Below are 17952 nucleotides of genomic sequence, written 5' to 3' on the forward strand. Positions count from 1 at the left end.
GGTGTAGCCAGGCTGATGGATGCTCGCCGGGTTATCCCCAGGCACGGCCTTGATCGTTCCCGGTGTAGCGGCGGCCGGGCCGTCGGCGTCGACGTTCACGGCAGGCTTGGTCTTGACCGGTGGCTGATTGGTGTAGAAGTCGCGCAGGCCGAAGAACGCCAAAGTCACGTAGGCCACGATCAGCGTTGCCACTTGCAGACCGGTGAGGCTGGCCTGGTTGAGTTCCGACAGCGACCAGTCACCGAAGCTGAACATCGCGCCATACATGCGCCCAGCGACGTGCAGGTTTTCCGCGCGGAAGATCACCCAGCCCATTACCACCAGCAGGAAGGTCAGCGCCCAGCGGATCGGGTTGAAGCTGCGCGGCGAGGTGTTCAGACCGATGGCTTTTTCAATCGCCAGCCACATGCCGTGCCATGCACCCCAGACGATGTAGGTGATGTTCGCGCCGTGCCACAGACCACCAAGCAGCATGGTCAGGAACAGGTTGCGATAGGTCATCAGCGTGCCTTTACGGTTACCGCCCAGCGTGATGTACAGGTAGTCACGCAGCCAGGTCGACAGGCTGATGTGCCAGCGCCGCCAGAACTCGGTGATCGACTGGCTGACATACGGCTGCTTGAAGTTTTCCATGAAGCGGAAACCCATCATCAGGCCCAGGCCGATGGCCATGTCGCTATAACCGGAGAAGTCGAAATACAGCTGCGCGGTGTACGCCAGCGCGCCGAGCCAGGCATCGCCCGTGGTCGGGTTTTGCAGGGCGAAGCAGTGGTCGGCCACCACCGCGAGGGTGTCGGCGATGAAGACTTTCTTGATGAAACCCTGCATGAACCGCGTGCAGCCCTCGGAGAACTTGTCGAGGGTGTGGGTGCGGTTGTTGAACTGGTCGGCCAGGTCGCGGAAACGCAACACGGGGCCGGCAATCAAGTGCGGGAAGATCGCCACGAACGCCGCGAAGTCGATCAGGTTGCGGGTCGCCGGGGTGTCGCCACGGTAGACGTCGATGATGTAGCTGATGGACTCGAAGACGTAGAACGAGATCCCGATCGGCAGCAGCACGTGGGTCAGGATGAAGGGCTCCAGGCCCACCGACGTCATCATCGCGTTGATGCTGTCGACGCCGAAATTGGCGTACTTGAAGTAGCCGAGAATGCACAGATCGACGGCCACGCCGAGCAGCAGCCAGCGCTGCGCCGGTTTGGTCCTGACCCCGGCGGCACCGACTTTCAGGCCGATCCAGTAGTTCCACAGCGTGACGCCGGCGAACAGCGCGAGGAAGTCCACACGCCACCAGGCGTAGAGCACGTAGCTGGCAATCAGCAGCAGCAAATTGCGATAGCGTTGCCCGCTCAGGTAGTACAAGCCGAGAAAGATCGGCAAGAACAAAAACAGGAACACGTTGGACGAAAAAACCATCCCGATCTCTCCTTGTTTGAATCAACAGTCAAGGGCCAACGGCCCCCCCAAACCCCCCATGAAAAACCCGGGGGGCTAACTCACAAAACTCACTTTCGACACGACCCTGTGGGAGCGAGCTTGCTCGCGATGAGGGAGTGTCAGTCGACATCGATGTTGAATGTCAGACCGCTATCGCGAGCAAGCTCGCTCCCACAGGTTTTGTGTCTGTCTTCAAGAACCCTTGCTGCCTTTTTCATTCGCCGGGTCGTAGACCTTGGTCAGGTCTCCGCCGAGGCGGAAGGTCTTGAACGGCTGCATCTGGTGTTTCTTCGCCAGCACCTCGGGCGTGCAGGTGTAGAGCGAGCAGAACGGTTCGAGCCAGGCGAATTTCATGTCCTCTTTCAGGTCGGTCATGTCCTGTTCCTTGCCGTTCTTTTTCTCGAACTGGTCCGGGTCTTTCACCCCGGACAGCACCCGGTCACCGAGGCGTTTGAGCGCCGCGTTGTTTTCCTGGCGCAGATCCACACCGTTGACCTGGGCGAAACTGGCGATCATCGCCAGCGGCGGCAGGGCGTAGTTGTGGTAAGCCAGGGCCCGCTGCTGACGCTTGAGCTCGTTGGGCAGGTAGCCGTCGGCATCGACCTGATTGACGCCGACCTTGTATTCCTTCACCGCCCAGTCGAACAGGTCGCGACGGTTGGTGGCGACGGAGGTGGCCATCACCGACCACGCCGCCCAGTACGAGTGGTTGTTGGTCATGTCGAGCGGCAGGTTGTCCCAATCGCTGACCACCTGATCGGCCATCCTGCTGAACCAGGCTTCGATCAACTGCGCTTGTTGTTGATGGGTGGCCAGCGGGTGGGAGTCGGAAAACTTCAGGCGGATATACGCCGAAGCCATGCTGCCCAATGCCCATTTGCGCATCGACTTGCCGGTGTGGTTGAAGTCCTTGGACATCAGCGCGTCGGCCTGGGCCCAGGCGGTCAACCAGTCGAGCGTGCACTCCAACTGTTCCGGGCGACCGTCACGCATGAACTGCATCACGCGCTTGCTGGTGCCGCGCTCGATCTTGGTGATGTCGGCGGTGCTCTCGCGGAAGGCTTTTTCCGACTGCACGTTCAGGGTCGCGCGGGCCTTGTCCGAACCTTCGTACTTGCTGCGAAATTGCAACGAGCCGGTGTACGGCGTCGGCATCGCATCGCAGCCTTCGCTTTTATCGCCCGTCTTGAATTTATCCACAGGCGCAAAATAGCCCTGGGGTGGACGCAGTGGCGCAGCCGCTTGCGTGGCCCCGGCGAACATCGCCAGGCTCAGGAGCGTCGGTGCCAACAGTGTTGAAAATTTCGGATAGTGCATAGCAGACCTCATTGCCCGACCGAAGCAGTACGCTGCTCGGCGCCCGGGAATACGTTGCGTTTGCAGATTTTCGCTTCGACCTTCTGAGGCGCGGCACCGGCTTCGGGGCCCTGGACTTCAACGGCCAGCAGGTTCTGCGAGGCCCAGTCTTCATCCGTGCGCAACTCGAAAGCGAAACGCCCGTCAGTCTCGGAGGTTTCCGGTTTTTCGATCTTGATGTCCTCGTGGCGACCGTTCATGTACCAGAGGGTGGCTTGCAGGGTTTTCACCGAAGTGTCGGCGAAGCGGATGTCGAGCTGGTGACTACCGTTGCGCAGGTCCATGTTTTTGCTGTTGACCATCAACTCGTTTTTGCCCGGTTTGAGCGTGGCACTGCCGGACATCTGCGCATCCTTGCCTTCGCAACCGTTGTCCAGCAACGCCATCATCTGGCGGTAGATGGTTTCCTGGTCGAGGCGGTACAGCGGCGAGAATTCCCAGATGAGAATCTTCGGCGGGTTCTTCTGGAACTCGTCGCTGCCCAGGTACTGCAGCATCGAACCTTCCAGGCCGCCGCCGGGGAACGCCACGTTGAGGATGTCGGCGCCGATGGCCTCTTCGAGGAACCCGGCGAAGTTGTAGTTCTTGCCGCTGTGGGAGGTACCCACGAGGGTGATTTGCGGATTGCCGGAATCACCGAACAGATCGCCATCGCCCGCTTCACCCTTCGGCTCGGTGGTGAACTGGTCCATGTACTGGATCGCGTAGCTGGTACCACAGAGTTGACCGGCCATGTTGTGCAGGGTTCCGGTCTTGCCCATGCGACCCGACTTTTTGGTCTCGAATTCGCGCTTGGGGATGTCGGCGAATTCAGGCAACTGCTTGACCTTCTCGGCGACGATTTTCGCCGTGCGCTGGGCTCCGTATGGCGTCCAGTGCTGGTCGCCACGGAAGTAGAAATCGTGGGCGGGCAGGGTGTCGGGCAACGACTCGTTGGTCAGCGGCGAAAGGTCCGGGACGACATAGCCCATCTGCGCGAAACGACCGAGCATGGTCTTGTAGTTCTGCAGAGCCTTGTCGAAATCGAAGCTGGCTTTCTCTGCCGGGTTGAGCTTGTTGCGGTTCACCAGGCCACGGGTCGGCTGGTACACGATGACCAGTTCCACACCTTTGCTCTTGAACGCATCGTGCAGTTGTTTCATGCGTTTGTAGCCGGCGGGCGTGGTGTCGAATTCGGTGCGCAGGTCTTCCTGGGTCCGGAACAGCCAGTCGCCCTGGGCCTGTACCAGGGTGGTGAAGTTCTGCTGATAACGGGTGGTGTAGTTCTTCGCATCGTGGGCGGCCGGGCACAGGCTGCAGCACGGTTCTGCGGTGAAGCTAGGCGCTTTGACCTCATCGGCGCGAGCACCGCCGCTGGCGGCGAGAATGCCGGCGGTCAGGGCCGACAGGCTGAGTAATTTGATCAAGTGTGGGTGCATAAGATTGTCCTCAGTCCCGCATTTCGGTCTGGCGTTCGACAGGGTCGATCAGCACGGCTTTCTGCTGGCGCACCAGCAGGTCGAGAATTTCATCCTGGCGCTCGCCGAGGATCCCCGTGAAGCTGATGCCGCTGGTTTTGGTCGGTGCGAGCATGGACACGCGATACAACTCGACGCTCAACTGCGAGTCGATGGACAGCGGACCGCTGCCGTTGGCCGCCAGCTCACCGCCGCCCACGATCAGCGACACCTGGGCGTCGAACGGGTCGAGCTTGATGTCACGGTCGGTGTTGCTCAGGTCCTTGATGTGCCCGTAGACGCCGGTCAGGCCGTTGGCCATGGCGACGTTTTCGTAGAGGCGAATGTTCACGCTGTTACGAATGCGGATGCCGTGGCGCTTGTTGCTCAGCACACGGTTGCCCCACAACAGGTTGTCGGCACTCTCGTAGAGGGTGATGCCGTCGGTGTGGTTCTGGTAGACCTCGTTGTGGGCAATCAGGTTGTTGACGCTGTTACGGTCGATCACGATGCCCGACAGCTTGTTGTCATAGGTGCGGTTGTTGAAGATGAAGCTGTCGTTGACCTCACGGGAAATAATGATCCCGTGCTTCTTCTTCGTTCCAAACACCGTGTTGTCGGCAATGATCAGGCCGTGGGAACGGTCGTGGGGGTCAATGCCGTAGACGATGTTGTCTTTGTAGGTGTTGCCCTTGACCACGAAGTTACTGGTTTCATAGCAGTAGAAGCCGTACCACATGTCCGAGAACTCGGAGCCGACGATCCAGCCGGTCGGCTCGGGACGCTTGAGCACCTTGGCCATGTTCGGCGTGTACTGGGAAATACTCACACCATAGGACTTACTGTTGGCATAGCCGAAGCTGGCCATCTTGCTGTTGGCGATGTAAGTCTGGGTGCCGCCCCAGGCCAGCAGGAACGGGCGGAATTCCTTCGGCGAACGGAAGGTGGCAGGGCCGTTTTCCTTTTCGCGCCAGCCGGTGATTTTGGTATCACGCACGAACAGTTGGCCGTCGTTGACCAGGAACGAACCGGCTTCCTGGGACAGGCGCAATTCCTGGGTCTGCTTGTCGATTTCCAGGATGCCGTGCTGACCGACCACGATCGGCAACTTCGCCAGGAACACACCCGGCGAGGTTTCGCTGAAGTACTGCTTGGGCAGCTTCTTGGCCAGGTCCTTGAGGTTCATGTAGCCGTCGTCGACGAAGATCGCTTGCGGGATGCCGTGCTGACGCACCACCCATTCGGCCATCTTGTTGTCGCCGCCGATGAAGTCCTTCAGGGCGTCTTCCTGCATCATCCGGCGCACGCTGATCTTTCCCGGTTTGCTGCGCACGATTTTCGCGGCGATGGCCTCGGCGGTGTAGCCGGACACGTCCGGCAGTGTCGGCGTGGCCAGCTCCAGCGGCGCAGTCGGTGCGCTGCTGACGGTGTAGGTCTTGGCCTGCTGCAGTTCCTTGGCCATGGTGGCCGGTTTAGCCGATTGAGAGGCTGCCGGCTCCACATTGGCCTGCGCTACATTGGCGAAGCCGGCCGCGCTGGCCAGCAGCATCGCGCTGGCCAACAGGCTGATCGAGCCTTTGCGGGCTAGATGATTCATCTGGGAGACTCCCTTCGCAATGTGCATCAGAAGCGCCAGATCACGTCGATGAACGCGCGGTGCATGTACGAATCGACTTCCTTGCCGTACGCATCACCCGGCTTGAACACACCGCCACGCAAGCGCACCAGCGCCGAAGGCTCGTCGATCGCCTGGCTCATCGAAGCCGGCAACAAGCCTTGCTTGAAGTACTTGGTGACCACCAGGTCCATTTCCTGACCGAGGTCTTTCTCGCCATCGTTGAGCGGCAGCGAAGTGCTGGACAGCACGGCGCCAGTCACGTCGTCAGTGTTGTTCTGCACGGCATCGATGCCGTTGCTGCCCACCGGCTTGTTGCCGTCGACACGCCAGAACTTGTGGTAGATCAGGCTGGCGTCGTATTCGTCGTTGAGCATCCAGGAGCCGAACAGCGTCGCGCTCTGCATGTTGTTCATTTCGCCACGGAAGGCTTCGCCGAAACGGTGTACCCGCGAGCGGGTACCGGTGTAGTTCGAGCGGTTGCTTTCCAGACCGTTCTGTTCGTAATCGGCACTGGCGCGAGCATAGGCCGCACCGACTTGCCACTGCGGATCGAGACGCAGGCGTACACCCAGGTCAGTAGCCCAGCCATCGACGTCGCCGCTGTGTTTGGCTTGCGCGGGTGCGGTGCCATCGGCGTTCAGCGGGTTGACCGTGTCGCGGTCGCCGCTCATGCCGGTGATGCTGCCCCAGTAATTGACGGTGTTGGTGTTGCGCCAGTTATAGGCGTCGCTGTCGGCTGTAAGGCCCAGCCAGCTGATGTCGCCGTTCTGTTTCTTGTCCAGCGAATCACGGGCGACGCCGGGTTCTGCGTAGTCGAGTTTGCCGTTGTCATGGGTGTGATGACCGCGAACGCCAACCCAGTTGCCAGGTGTCCACTGGTAGGCGGCATCGGCGTAGGCGTGCAGGCGATCCTTGTCTGCGGGTGCCAGTTCTTTCAAGTCGGTACGGTATTCGCTGAAGCGTTCGGCGATACCGGCGTTGGCGCGCAGCAGGGTGGTGTCGAAGGTCCAGTTCAGGGCTTCGATGTTGGTGTCGCGCCACTGGCCGTCGTCGTTGCGCAGGCGCTGGCGACCGAACTTGAGGATCTCGCCCGGGTAAGGCGTGAAGCCGCTGTAACCCACCCAGAATTCGCGCATGGCCAAATAGTTTTTCTTGGTCTGGCGATCATTGTTGTCGGTGTTTTCCGCGCCATCGGACTGTTGCAGGGTGTCGGTCTCGATGATGTCGGTGGAGGTCACGGCCTGACCCATGGCGTAAGCGCTCCACGCACCGCTTTCGCCGTAGACCCACGGACGCAGGTCCAGGCCAAGGCCGTTGACGTCACCGCCGCCCTGGGTGCCGAGGTCGCGGTCGTCTTCGGACTGACCGGTGATTTTCACGTCCAGGCCATAGTTCTTGGCATCTTCAGTCGCCGCCGCGAGTGTCGGGCAAGACCAGATCAGTGCGAATGTCAGGCCGATACCGGCCTTCATGAAGGGATTCAATTTCATAGGGATTCCTCGCCGTCTTCTTCTTGCAGGGCGTGCAGTTGCAGCGTGTTCTGGCTCAAGTTGCCGCGCACAGCCTGTTCCTGTTTCAACAGACGCTGAGCCTCGGCAAGCTGCGCAGGCGGCAGTTGGGCTTCGAGTGTTTGCGCAAGCTCGGTGGCTTGCGGGGTGTTCTGGGCCTTGGCAAGTTGACTGAAGACGTAAGCGTTGAGCGGGTCAGGCTTGGTGCCCTTGCCTTGCGAAAACAGTTGGGCGATGGCGAAGTCAGCGCTGTTCTGGCCGTTGCGCGCAGCGGTCAGCAGGTGATCGAGGGCCTTCTGCGGATAGACCTTGCCCAGGTAGCCACGGCGATAGATCTGGCCGAGGTAGTAATCGGCGGCGACTTCGCGGCCGACGGCTTTCTGGAAATGTTCCTCGGCGACCTTGGCGTCGGCCGGGACCATTTTGCCTTCGTAGTAGAGCTTGCCCAGCAACAACTCGGCGCGCGGTTGGTCGGCGGCGCGGCCGTTGTCCAGGTACTTCATCATCTGGTCGATATCGCCCAGTTCAGGGAAGTCGTAGAGCAGCTGCGCGAGGGTGACCCACGACGCCGGATAGCCTGGCGCGATCGGTTCGAGCAGCGACTGCGCGGTTTTCTCATCGGGGGTGCCCAGGGTCGCATCCGCCAATACACGGGCGACGCTGTCAACCCGTTGTGCGGAAACCGTGCCGCGAGCGTGACCGGCCTGCATCTGTTTGATCAGCTCGGCCTGTTGTTCAGGCTGGGCTTTTTTCTGGTAGACCGTGGCCAGTTCGACGTAGCAGATATCGGTGGTATTGATCGCTGCCTTGCAGATCTTTTCCACGTCATCCAGATGCTGGTCGTAGGTGCCCTGGGTGCGATAAAGCAGCACTTGCGCCATACCTGCTTCCGGCTTGCCTTCGGCGCGCCATTGGCTGATCTGCTGTTGTGCATTCACATTGGGGAAGCTGTGCGGGTATTGCAGGTACAGCATCGCCAGCGGGATCAGGGTGTTGCCTTCGCCAGCGGCGGCGGCTTTTTTCAACAGGGTTTCGGCTTCGTGCTGCTCGGCTTCGGTGGAACCGGGTTTGGCCACCAGCAAGCGGCCCAGACGTGCCTGGGCACGGGAGGAAACGCTGGCCGCGGCGCGGTAAGTCGCCTCGGCCTGTTTCATCTGCGCCGGGTCACGGCTGTCGACTTGAATGTCGGCCAGACCGACCTGGGCTTCGCTGTAGCCCAGGTCTGCCAGTTGCTGGTAGTTCGCTGCGGCCGTGGCGGTATCACCACGCTTGAGCGCTTCGTTGGCCAGGCGCTGGTCGGGCAGGCCGGCGCAGCCGGCGAGGCTCACGGCCAGAGCCAGCGAGCACACCATCAATCCCATGTGGGAGCCAGCCTGCTGGCGATTCAGGCACTGCGGTGCATCAGGCAAACCCAGTTGATCCAATCGCTGGCAAGCCAGCTCCCACAGGGTCTGTGGTGTTTTCAGGATAGAAGTCACAGGCATGTCCTCGACTTAAATACCGGCAGCCATGGCTTTGTCGATCAGCCAGGTCAGGTTCGGGCCACGGTCGCTGTTCACTTCCACCGGGCGGCCGGCCAGGGAGCTGTCCAGGGCTTCGTCAGGCTGGATCAGCACGCGGATGTCGGAGGACAGGTCGGCGCTTTTCAGGCTGGTGCTGCTGACGATCTTGCCGGTGCGGGTCTTGTCTTCACCGGCAATCTGGAAGCGCACCGCGGTGCCTGGCAGAACGTCACCGAACTGGCGATAGGAGAAACGCGCTTCAACGTTGGCCTCGGTGTTGCGTGGCACCAGTTGGAAGATCACATCGCCCTTGCTGGCGTACTGACCGTTGGCGACCATTTGTTGGGCCACGGTGCAATCGCAAGGCGAGGTGAGGGTGCCGGTCATTTGCTTGCCGAACAGCTCTTCAACCTTGGCCGGGGCCAACTGGTCGCCTTCCAGATGCCCCTTGAGCACATCAAGCATGCTGGTGCTGAACGTCGCCAGTGGTGCGCCTTTGGCGGCAACGCCGTCGGATTTCACCAGGCTCTGCACGGTGCCGTCGCGCGGCATGGTGATGTTCACGCCCGGCACGCTGACCAGACCGGCCTGGGCGTGGCTGACGAAGTACATGCCGTACACCGACTTGAAAATGAAGCCGAAGGCCGCCAGGCCCACGACGAAAATGCCGAGGCTGAAGGTCACGGCTTTCATGCGCCCGAAGGCGCTCATGCCGTGGCCGCCGTCCTTCATCTTGCGCGCCTTGGTGAAGTTGTCGCGCTGCAGGGTTGCCAGCATTTCACCGATGCTGACGATGTCCCCCGCCAGGTGCGAGGTGATCAGGTGGCGCAGGGTCGAGATGTCCTGCGGTTCCAGGTTCTGGAACTGGCAGCCGGCGCGGCTGGTCTGGCGGTCGAAGGAGCGGACCTGGAACTCGACGTCCATGGCCAGGCCAAGGTTATCGACCACAAATTGCAGGCGGGCCTTGTACACGTCGCCCACTTTCAGGGGCAACTGACCGGCGTTGAATGCCAGGCCGCCGGCGGACAGGTCGATGACCCGTGCCTCGACCGGCGTGCGGTCAGGGCCGAAGAAACGCAGTTTGGCCGGGATTTTCACTCGGGCGTGTTGGCGCTGGGCTTCGGATTCGTGCACTACGTTGGCGTTGACGGCGGTATTCATAAGGGGCGTTTTCCTAGTTAATTCAGGCGAGTTCGGTCAGACCATCATCAGCAGTACGGCGACAAAGATGCTGCCGGCGGAGAAGGTCATGGTCCGAGACGACCAGGTGTTGAACCAACGTTGAAAGCTGGCGAGATCACGGGACAGAGAAGTGGGTTGGCGAGTCCAGGACTGTTGGTCGAGGCGGAAGAACACGTAGATCTTCACCAGCGCGCCGACGATCTGGTTGTAATAGAGAATCGCCGGGTAAGCCGGGCCGATCCGGTGGCCGGAGCAGGACAGCAACAGGGTCAGGATCAGGCGGGTGATGCCGATCCACAGCAGGTACACCAGGATGAACGCGGTGCCGTACTTGAAGCTGGCGATCAGTGCGACGGTCAGGCCCAGCAGGGAAGTCCACATCGACACGCGTTGATCAAACAGCACCACCGAAGTGAACGCTCCGAGGCGCTTGACCCCCAGGCCCAGGGCGCGGGAGTTCTGGCGCAGGTTGTTGCCGTACCAGCGGAACATCAGTTTGCGGCTGGCCTTGATGAAGCTCTTTTCCGGTGGATGCTCGACGGTGTTGATCGCAGCATCAGGCACGTAAAAGGTGTCGTAGCCCAGGCGCATCAGGCTGAACCAGCTGGACTTGTCGTCGCCGGTGAGAAATTTGAAGCGGCCCAGGCGCCAGTGTTGCAGCGAGTCGCTTTCCACGTCGGCGATGAATTCCGGGTTGGTGACCACGGAGGCGCGGAACACCGACATGCGTCCGGTCATGGTCAGCACGCGCTTGGACAGGGCCATCGAGCACATGTTGATGTGGCGCTGTGCGAAACGCAGCTTGTGCCATTCGCTCATGATGTAGCCGCCGCGCACTTCGCAGAATTCGTTGGTGGTCAGGCCGCCGACATTGCCGAACATCTGGAACCACGGCACGGTCTTGCGCACTACGCCTTCACCGAGCACGGTGTCGCCATCGATCACTGCAACCACGGCGCGGTCATCCGGCAGGTGGCGGGAGATGGCGCGGAAGCCGTAGGCCAGGCCGTCGCGCTTGCCGGTGCCGGGAATGCGCACGAAGTCGAGCTTCACGCGGCTCGGCGGATTCATCCGCTTCCACAGGCTTTTCACCAGCAGCTCATCGGACATTTCCACGATGGAGCAGACCACGGTGGTCGGCAGTTCGCAGTCGATGGCCTCGCGGATCACCGATTGGTAGACCTGCGCGGTAGTCAGCGCATCGATCCGGAAACTGGTGACCATCAGGAATACATGGGACGGGTCCGCCGCTTTACCCAGCTTGCGCACTTTGCGCCGCAGGTGCGGGTAGACCACGTACAGAAACAGCATGCCGCGCACAAAGTGCGTGGCGCCCATCGAGTAGCGCCAGATACCGACGATACCGATCAGGAAAATGAAGTCCTTCGATTCGGAGTCGAACGTGGACACAGGCAGCGCCATGGCGATGCCCATCAGTAAACTTAGATAAAACAGCCAACCGGCGGCCTGGAGAAGGCCGTGCTTTAGCCTGTGCATAATCTGCATCCGTCTAGATCTCGGGTTAAGGCAGGCTTACGAAAAACCTGTAGGAGCTGCCGAAGGCTGCGATCTTTTGATCTTTGTAGGAGCTGCCGTAGGCTGCGATCTTTTGAGGGTTCACTCTGGACTCAAGTGACCCGGTAAAGATCGCAGCCTCGTTTCACTCGACAGCTCCTACACAGCTCCTACACGGCTCATGCAGTTCTGTTACCAGCAGATCCCTTCAGTGCGGGCCGTTGCGCAGGTGGCCTTGGACATGAAGCCGACCAGGTCGATCACCTGCTTGCCGTGAGGAACTTCCTGCACCAGGGCGCGGAATTTCTCGTCACGGTTGCCGAGGATGATCACGTCGGAGTTGTTGATCACTGCGTCGAAGTCGGCATTGAGCAAGGACGAGACGTGGGGGATTTTCGACTCGATGTAGTCCTTGTTCGCGCCATGGACACGGGCGTATTCGACGTTGCTGTCGTAGATGCTCAGGTCGTAGCCCTTGCCGATCAGCATTTCCGCCAGGTCAACCAGTGGGCTCTCGCGCAGATCGTCGGTGCCGGCCTTGAAGCTCAGACCCAGCAGGGCGACTTTGCGTTTGTCATGGCTGGATACGATGTCGAAGGCGTTCTGCACCTGGGACTCGTTACTGCGCATCAGCGAGTTGAGCAGCGGTGCTTCCACGTCCAGCGAGCTGGCGCGGTAGGTCAGGGCACGCACGTCCTTTGGCAGGCAGGAACCGCCGAAGGCGAAACCTGGACGCATGTAGTACTGGGACAGGTTCAGGGTCTTGTCCTGGCAAACCACATCCATCACTTCACGACCATCGACGCCGACAGCCTTGGCGATGTTGCCGATCTCGTTGGCGAAGGTCACCTTGGCGGCGTGCCACACGTTGCAGGTGTACTTGATCATCTCGGCGACGGCGATGTCCTTGCGGATGATCGGCGCGTCGAGTTCTTCGTACAGCGATTGCAGAACGTCGCCCGACGCCTTGTCGAACTCACCGATGACGGTCATTGGCGGCAGATCGTAGTCGGCGATGGCGGTGCTTTCGCGCAGGAACTCAGGGTTCACGGCAACACCGAAATCGACACCGGCCTTCTTGCCGGAGCAATCTTCGAGAATCGGGATCACCACGTTGGCCACAGTGCCCGGCAACACGGTGCTGCGCACTACGATGGTGTGGCGGGTGGATTTGTCACGCAGGACAAAACCGATCTCGCGGCACACGGCTTCGATGTAGGTCAGTTCCAGGTCGCCGTTCTTCTTGCTCGGCGTGCCGACGCAGATCATCGACAGATCGGTGTCGCGAATCGCCTCGGCGAAGTTGGTCGTACCGCGCAGGCGGCCCGTCTGGATACCTTGTGCCAGCAGCTCACCCAGGCCCGGTTCAACGATCGGCGATTTGCCGGCATTGATCATATCGATCTTGTCTTTGGCAACATCGACGCCAACGACGTCATGGCCCCGTGCAGACAGGCAACCGGCACAGACTGCGCCAACGTAACCCAAACCAAATATGCTGATGCGCATCGCAATTACCTCTTCATTCTCAAGCTTGTGTTTATCAAGCCATTAGATGGCCGGAGTTAAGGGTGTTCAGCTGTCTATATGCACTCGGAAGTACGGCTTACAGGCGCGGCAATACCGTGTGCTGGCATATAAGTTCCGAGTGACTAAATAAGGGCACTCAAAGTGTGCGCAACTAGGCCTTATTGTTATGACTTGCCCTGTTATGCAGCCAGTCCTCTGTCCAGAGGATGCTCGTGCAATGGTTCTGCGCGCTCAATGCCAGGCAGAAGGCCCGTAAGTCAAGCGGTTGAGTGCTCGGGTGAGCACGTTTATAGGGGCGCTACCTTGGCCTTGTAGGGGATAGTCACAATGCGTTATCTCCTGTCCCTTCGATGTTGTCCAAATCAGGGGTTTCATGATGAAAGTTCGCCTTGCAACTTTGCTACATGAATCGCTGCTTTGCGTAAGTTATGTCGCACAAACACGGCGATAATCGTTACCGGTGGTATGAACGGCGCATTTGGACATAGTTCCAGCCCACCCATCGCTGAATCTGAAATTTTTAGAAATATTGAAAAAGATGGCACTGCTTTCATATTGATAGCACTTGCCGTTTCGCCCTTTATATATAGGCGGATTATCGGAGGGGATAGTTTTGTGCCACCACTGTTAAAAAAAGTCAGTGCCACTACGCAAAAAAATGATTGAAGTCGAGTGAAACTAAAGTCAGAAAATTGAGCGATGGTTTTTTGACGCCAATGGAGTGGCGATCTGGAGGGGAGATTGTCGGACGATCAATGGCAGCGCATGAGGGTTTTTTCCCCCTTATGCGCCGCCCGTTTGTTTCACTCTGGTGCGTGATCGCGCAGGAACACCAGGCTGTCCGGTTTTGACTGCTCGGCGCTGTAGCGATAGCCCTGAACATCAAACTCTTTGAGGGCTGCCGGGTCGTTGATGCGTTCTTCGATGACGAAGCGGCTCATCATGCCCCGGGCCTTTTTTGCGTAGAAACTGATGATCTTGTACTGACCGTTCTTCAGGTCCTTGAACTCGGTATTGATGATGCGCGCGTTCAGGGCAGTGCGCTTGACCGCCGAGAAGTACTCGTTGGACGCGAGGTTTAGCAGCACGTCATCACCTTGATCCGCCAGGGCTTCGTTCAGCCATTCGCTGATGCGCGTACCCCAGAAGGCATACAGGTCCTTGCCACGGGCATTGGCCAGCTTGGTGCCCATTTCCAGGCGATAAGGCTGCATCAAGTCCAGCGGGCGCAGCAGGCCATAAAGGCCGGAAAGCATGCGCAGGTGTTGCTGGGCATAGTCGAAATCGGCTTCGCTGAAGGTTTGCGCATTCAGGCCGGTGTACACGTCGCCCTTGAACGCCAGCAGTGCCTGCTTGGCGTTTTCCGGGGTGAAGGCGGGTGTCCAGCTGCCGAACCGGGCGGCGTTGAGCCCGCCAATCTTGTCGGAGACGTGCATCAACTCGCTGATCTGCGCCGGCGTCAGGTCGCGCAACTGCAGGATCAATTCCTGCGAGTGGTCGAGGTACTGCGGCTGGGTAAAGCGCTGCGTCGCCGGCGGTGTTTCGTAATCGAGGGTCTTGGCGGGTGAAATCACCATCAGCATGAAGTCGTCTCCTTTAATCGTGGCGGCGATTCTAGGGGGTTGTTCCTGTTGACTCCAGCTATGGGTTTGATAGGTGATCGGCGGTGGATACGTTGATCGTTCCCACGCTCCGCGTGGGAACGCCGCCCGGGACGCTCCGCGTCCCTTCGCAAGCGTGACGCAGAGCGTCACAGGATGCATTCCCACGCGGAGCATGGGAACGATCGGTCGGCAGGAGAGTTCGGTGGACTGCGATCAGCTATAGTGCCGCGCGGGTTTTGTTATGGAGACATCCCATTGCATATCGTTTTTCTTTTCTCGGCCTGGCTCCTGAGCTTGGGTGCCATGGCGGCACCGGGCGATGTGGCGACGCTTGATCGCAGCACCTGGCCGGAACAGCTCGGCAACCCGACCCTGTTCGATGTCGCCTCCAGGGCCGAAATCCTCATGTTCTCCCGCTTGCTGTTGGCCAGCGAGTCGCTCGATGAAACCGGCCTGGCCCAGCGGTTGGGCTTGCGGACGATTAACCTGGAGTCGGTCAACCGCGTTCGCCAACGCATGTGGCAACGGCTGCTGATCAACTACAACTTCGCCCAGCAGAGTTGTGATCAGGACGCCTCTTTCTGTTTTCTCGTCGAGGACATGGCCACCCTGCGTGAGCAAGCCGGCAAGTTCCAGATCAGCGAAGACAGCTACTACATCAAATGGGCCGAGCCGAGCCGACTGTTCCATACCCAGTACCTGGACGAGCAATTGCGCAAGGCTGCGCTGTTCCCGCAGACCAGCAGCGAAGTCGATCGTTTTGGTGACTATGAGCGCAATGGCGAGGCCATGCATGACCGGCTTTTTCTGCTGACGTTCGACAGCGCCGCGAATGCTGTGCCGGACAACACGGATTGGGTCAGCGAGTACCTGCGCAAGGCGAACGTGAGCGGCACGTTCTTCGTGCTCGGCAAGGACATTCAGGCCCGGTTGGCGGAGCGTTCGGTGTCCAGCCTGCAGACGACCTATTCAACCCAGTGCGTAGGTGTGCAAGGCTGGGAGTTTCGTTCCCACAGCCACTGGCAGGACTGGCAGGATTCGGTGCGACGCAGCGTCGAGCTGGTCAAAAGCAAACTGCCGGAAAACTACGTCCCCCTGTTTCGTCCGCCCGATGGCCAACGTCGTTCCGATGCCGAAGGTTTCTTCAAGGCTCAGGGCTTGCAGGTGGCGCTGTGGGATATCGATGCGCAGGACGGCGCAGGCAAGCTCAAGGCCAACCAGAGCGCGCAGCGGGTGCTGACCCTGATGCTGTTGTGGCGTCATGGCGTGATCAATTTCAATGTGAAGCAGGACGGGGTGAAAACGGCGCTGCCCTGGCTGATGACGCAAACGTCGCAAAGCGGCATTGGTTGGGAAGACTGTCAGGACGGTTTCGATGAAAAGCGGTGATGGACGCTGAAAACAGCGCAAAGCCCATAAACATTGGGCGAAAGGTGATTTTTGGAGGGAATTCGTTGCAGGTTGATCTCCGACTGTAAACGGGTGATGGCAGTCCGCCAAGCGCTTTTCGTCACTCTGAAAAATAAACTTCAAAAAAGCGTCAAAGTACTTTTTCCTGTCATGTGTTTTGGAGTATTACGAAGACAGACCGCCGAAACCTGCAGCACAGGTGGCGTCTTCCAAGACCCTACTTGTGTGCAGTTCACTTGATCCCTCGCAGGTGAATTCGGCAGTCACTTCGAGGCGCAGCACCGTCTAGGTATTGCGTCGAATGGCTCCCACAAAGGTGACCGAGTATGGATGATCACGGACGTAGCTCTTCTTCCAACCAGCCAATCCTTTATGTACTCGATACCAACGTATTGATTCACGATCCAAACGCGCTGCTTAATTTCGAAGAACACCACGTCGCGATCCCGATGACCGTGCTTGAAGAGCTGGATAAGCTCAAGAGTGGGCATCACAGCGTTGCTGCAGAATGCCGTCAGGCCATCCGACTGATCGACAAGACCCTGGGCGATGCCTCTCCCGAGGACGTCGAGTTGGGCGTGCCGATCCAGCGCGGCAAAAGTGGGCCGAAAGGCTTACTGTCAATTCTGATGAGCAAGCGCGCCGAGCCGAACATCATTCTGCCCGAGCATCTGAACGACAACATCATCATCAACCAGTTGATCGACCTGCACGCACGGCATCCGGAGAAGTCGGTGGTGCTGGTCACCAAAGACATCAACATGCGCCTCAAGGCCCGGGCTTGCGGGATCGAGTCCGAGGACTACAGCACCGACCAACTGGTCGACGACGTATCGCTGCTGCCCAATGGTTATCACGAGATGAAGGGCTCCTTCTGGGACCTCGTGAGCAAGGTCGAAACCCGTCAGGGGCACGGTCGCACCTGGCATCAGGTGAAACTGATCGACAACCTGCCAGCGGTGCATATCAATGAGTTCATCATCGATGAGCAGGGGTTCGTCGGCTGGATCAAGGAGATCGAGAACGACCAACTGCTGATCCTGGACCTGCACCAGGAACCACTGCTGCACCAGGAAGCCTGGGGCCTGAAACCCCGTGACATCTATCAGAGCCTGGCGCTGTTCGCCTTGCTGGATCCGGATATCCATCTGGTCAACCTTTCCGGTGCGGCCGGCTCCGGTAAAACCATTCTGGCGCTGGCGGCTGCGATCGAGCAGACCATGGTCAGCAAGCGCTATCGCCGGATCATTGCCACCCGTAGCGTGCAGGGCCTGGACCAGGAGATCGGCTTTTTGCCCGGCACCGAAGCGGAAAAAATGGAGCCTTGGCTGGGCGCCATCACCGACAACCTCGAAGCCTTGCACATGGATGACGAAAGCACCCATGGCAGCGTCGACTACATCCTCAGCAAAGTGCCGTTGCAGTTCAAATCCCTCAACTACATTCGGGGCCGCAGCTTCCAGCAAAGTCTGATCCTGATCGATGAATGTCAGAACCTCACACCGCACCAGATGAAAACCATCATCACCCGTGCGGGCGCCGGTTCCAAAGTGGTGTGCCTGGGCAACCTGGCACAGATCGACACCCCTTACCTGTCCGCGACCAGCTCCGGGCTGACCTACCTCACTGAACGCTTCAAAGACTTCCCGAACGGGGTGCACATCACCCTGCAAGGGGTACCACGTTCGATCCTGGCCGAATACGCCGAATCGCATCTGTAACCGTTTGACCAAAACCGGGCGACCCAAAAGCCGCCCGGTTTTTTTGTGCCCAACACAATTCCCCGCTTTCCCTGTAGGAGCTGCCGCAGGCTGCGATCTTTTGACTTTGATTTTTAAAGCAAGATCAAAAGAT

At 59.4% G+C, this 17952-nt stretch carries 13 protein-coding genes; 3 read left to right on the forward strand and 10 right to left on the reverse strand.

What is annotated here, in order from left to right; translation table 11 throughout:
• From ACRESJ_RS30540 to ACRESJ_RS30580, 9 genes are all read right to left on the reverse strand, one after another.
• Positions 1–1416, reverse strand: a 1416-nt coding sequence (locus tag ACRESJ_RS30540) for an MBOAT family O-acyltransferase (RefSeq protein ID WP_431761226.1), incomplete at its 3' end; no start/stop codon positions are given.
• A 213-nt stretch (positions 1417–1629) separates the two neighbouring features.
• A complete protein-coding gene (locus tag ACRESJ_RS30545) occupies positions 1630–2754 on the reverse strand; it encodes a mannuronate-specific alginate lyase (protein WP_431761227.1) in 1125 nt (374 codons plus the stop codon).
• Positions 2755–2762: 8 nt separating this feature from the next.
• Entirely contained in the window at positions 2763–4211 is a 1449-nt protein-coding gene (locus tag ACRESJ_RS30550; RefSeq protein WP_431761228.1) for an alginate O-acetyltransferase, read from the reverse strand.
• 10 nt (positions 4212–4221) lie between these two features.
• The gene (gene algG / locus ACRESJ_RS30555; protein ID WP_431761229.1) at positions 4222–5826 is read right to left on the reverse strand and encodes a mannuronan 5-epimerase AlgG; all 1605 of its coding nucleotides are present in this window, start codon (positions 5824–5826) and stop codon (positions 4222–4224) included.
• 26 nt (positions 5827–5852) lie between these two features.
• The gene (locus tag ACRESJ_RS30560) at positions 5853–7337 is read right to left on the reverse strand and encodes an alginate export family protein (RefSeq protein WP_431761230.1); all 1485 of its coding nucleotides are present in this window, start codon (positions 7335–7337) and stop codon (positions 5853–5855) included.
• Positions 7334–8839 carry an alginate biosynthesis TPR repeat lipoprotein AlgK gene (gene algK, locus ACRESJ_RS30565; protein WP_431761231.1) on the reverse strand — a complete coding sequence of 502 codons (1506 nt, stop codon included), beginning with the start codon at positions 8837–8839 and terminating at the stop codon, positions 7334–7336. The genes ACRESJ_RS30560 and algK overlap by 4 nt, the downstream gene beginning before the upstream one ends.
• Positions 8840–8848: 9 nt before the next feature.
• Complete coding sequence (locus ACRESJ_RS30570) at positions 8849–10018, reverse strand: PilZ domain-containing protein (protein WP_431761232.1); 1170 nt, start codon at positions 10016–10018, stop codon at positions 8849–8851.
• A gap of 36 nt (positions 10019–10054) precedes the next feature.
• Complete coding sequence (gene alg8, locus ACRESJ_RS30575; RefSeq protein WP_431761233.1) at positions 10055–11536, reverse strand: mannuronan synthase; 1482 nt, start codon at positions 11534–11536, stop codon at positions 10055–10057.
• A 210-nt stretch (positions 11537–11746) separates the two neighbouring features.
• Positions 11747–13063: a nucleotide sugar dehydrogenase gene (locus ACRESJ_RS30580; protein ID WP_431761234.1), complete on the reverse strand. Its 1317-nt coding sequence runs from the start codon at positions 13061–13063 to the stop codon at positions 11747–11749.
• Positions 13064–13549: 486 nt separating this feature from the next.
• Here ACRESJ_RS30580 and ACRESJ_RS30585 point away from each other — a divergent pair, with 486 nt between their 5' ends.
• A complete protein-coding gene (locus ACRESJ_RS30585; protein ID WP_431761235.1) occupies positions 13550–13750 on the forward strand; it encodes a hypothetical protein in 201 nt (66 codons plus the stop codon).
• A gap of 137 nt (positions 13751–13887) precedes the next feature.
• Here ACRESJ_RS30585 and yaaA read toward each other — a convergent pair whose 3' ends face one another.
• Positions 13888–14667 (reverse strand): peroxide stress protein YaaA, encoded by a 780-nt coding sequence (gene yaaA, locus ACRESJ_RS30590; RefSeq protein ID WP_431761236.1) that lies wholly within the window; start codon positions 14665–14667, stop codon positions 13888–13890.
• A gap of 276 nt (positions 14668–14943) precedes the next feature.
• Here yaaA and ACRESJ_RS30595 point away from each other — a divergent pair, with 276 nt between their 5' ends.
• Together ACRESJ_RS30595 and ACRESJ_RS30600 are read left to right on the forward strand one after the other, a co-directional pair.
• The gene (locus ACRESJ_RS30595; RefSeq protein WP_431761237.1) at positions 14944–16077 is read left to right on the forward strand and encodes a polysaccharide deacetylase family protein; all 1134 of its coding nucleotides are present in this window, start codon (positions 14944–14946) and stop codon (positions 16075–16077) included.
• Between the two features lie 347 nt (positions 16078–16424).
• Entirely contained in the window at positions 16425–17819 is a 1395-nt protein-coding gene (locus ACRESJ_RS30600) for a PhoH family protein (RefSeq protein WP_431761238.1), read from the forward strand.
• The last annotated feature ends 133 nt before the right edge of the window (positions 17820–17952 follow it).

It is taken from the genome of Pseudomonas sp. (assembly GCF_050739655.1).
GTDB lineage: Bacteria > Pseudomonadota > Gammaproteobacteria > Pseudomonadales > Pseudomonadaceae > Aquipseudomonas.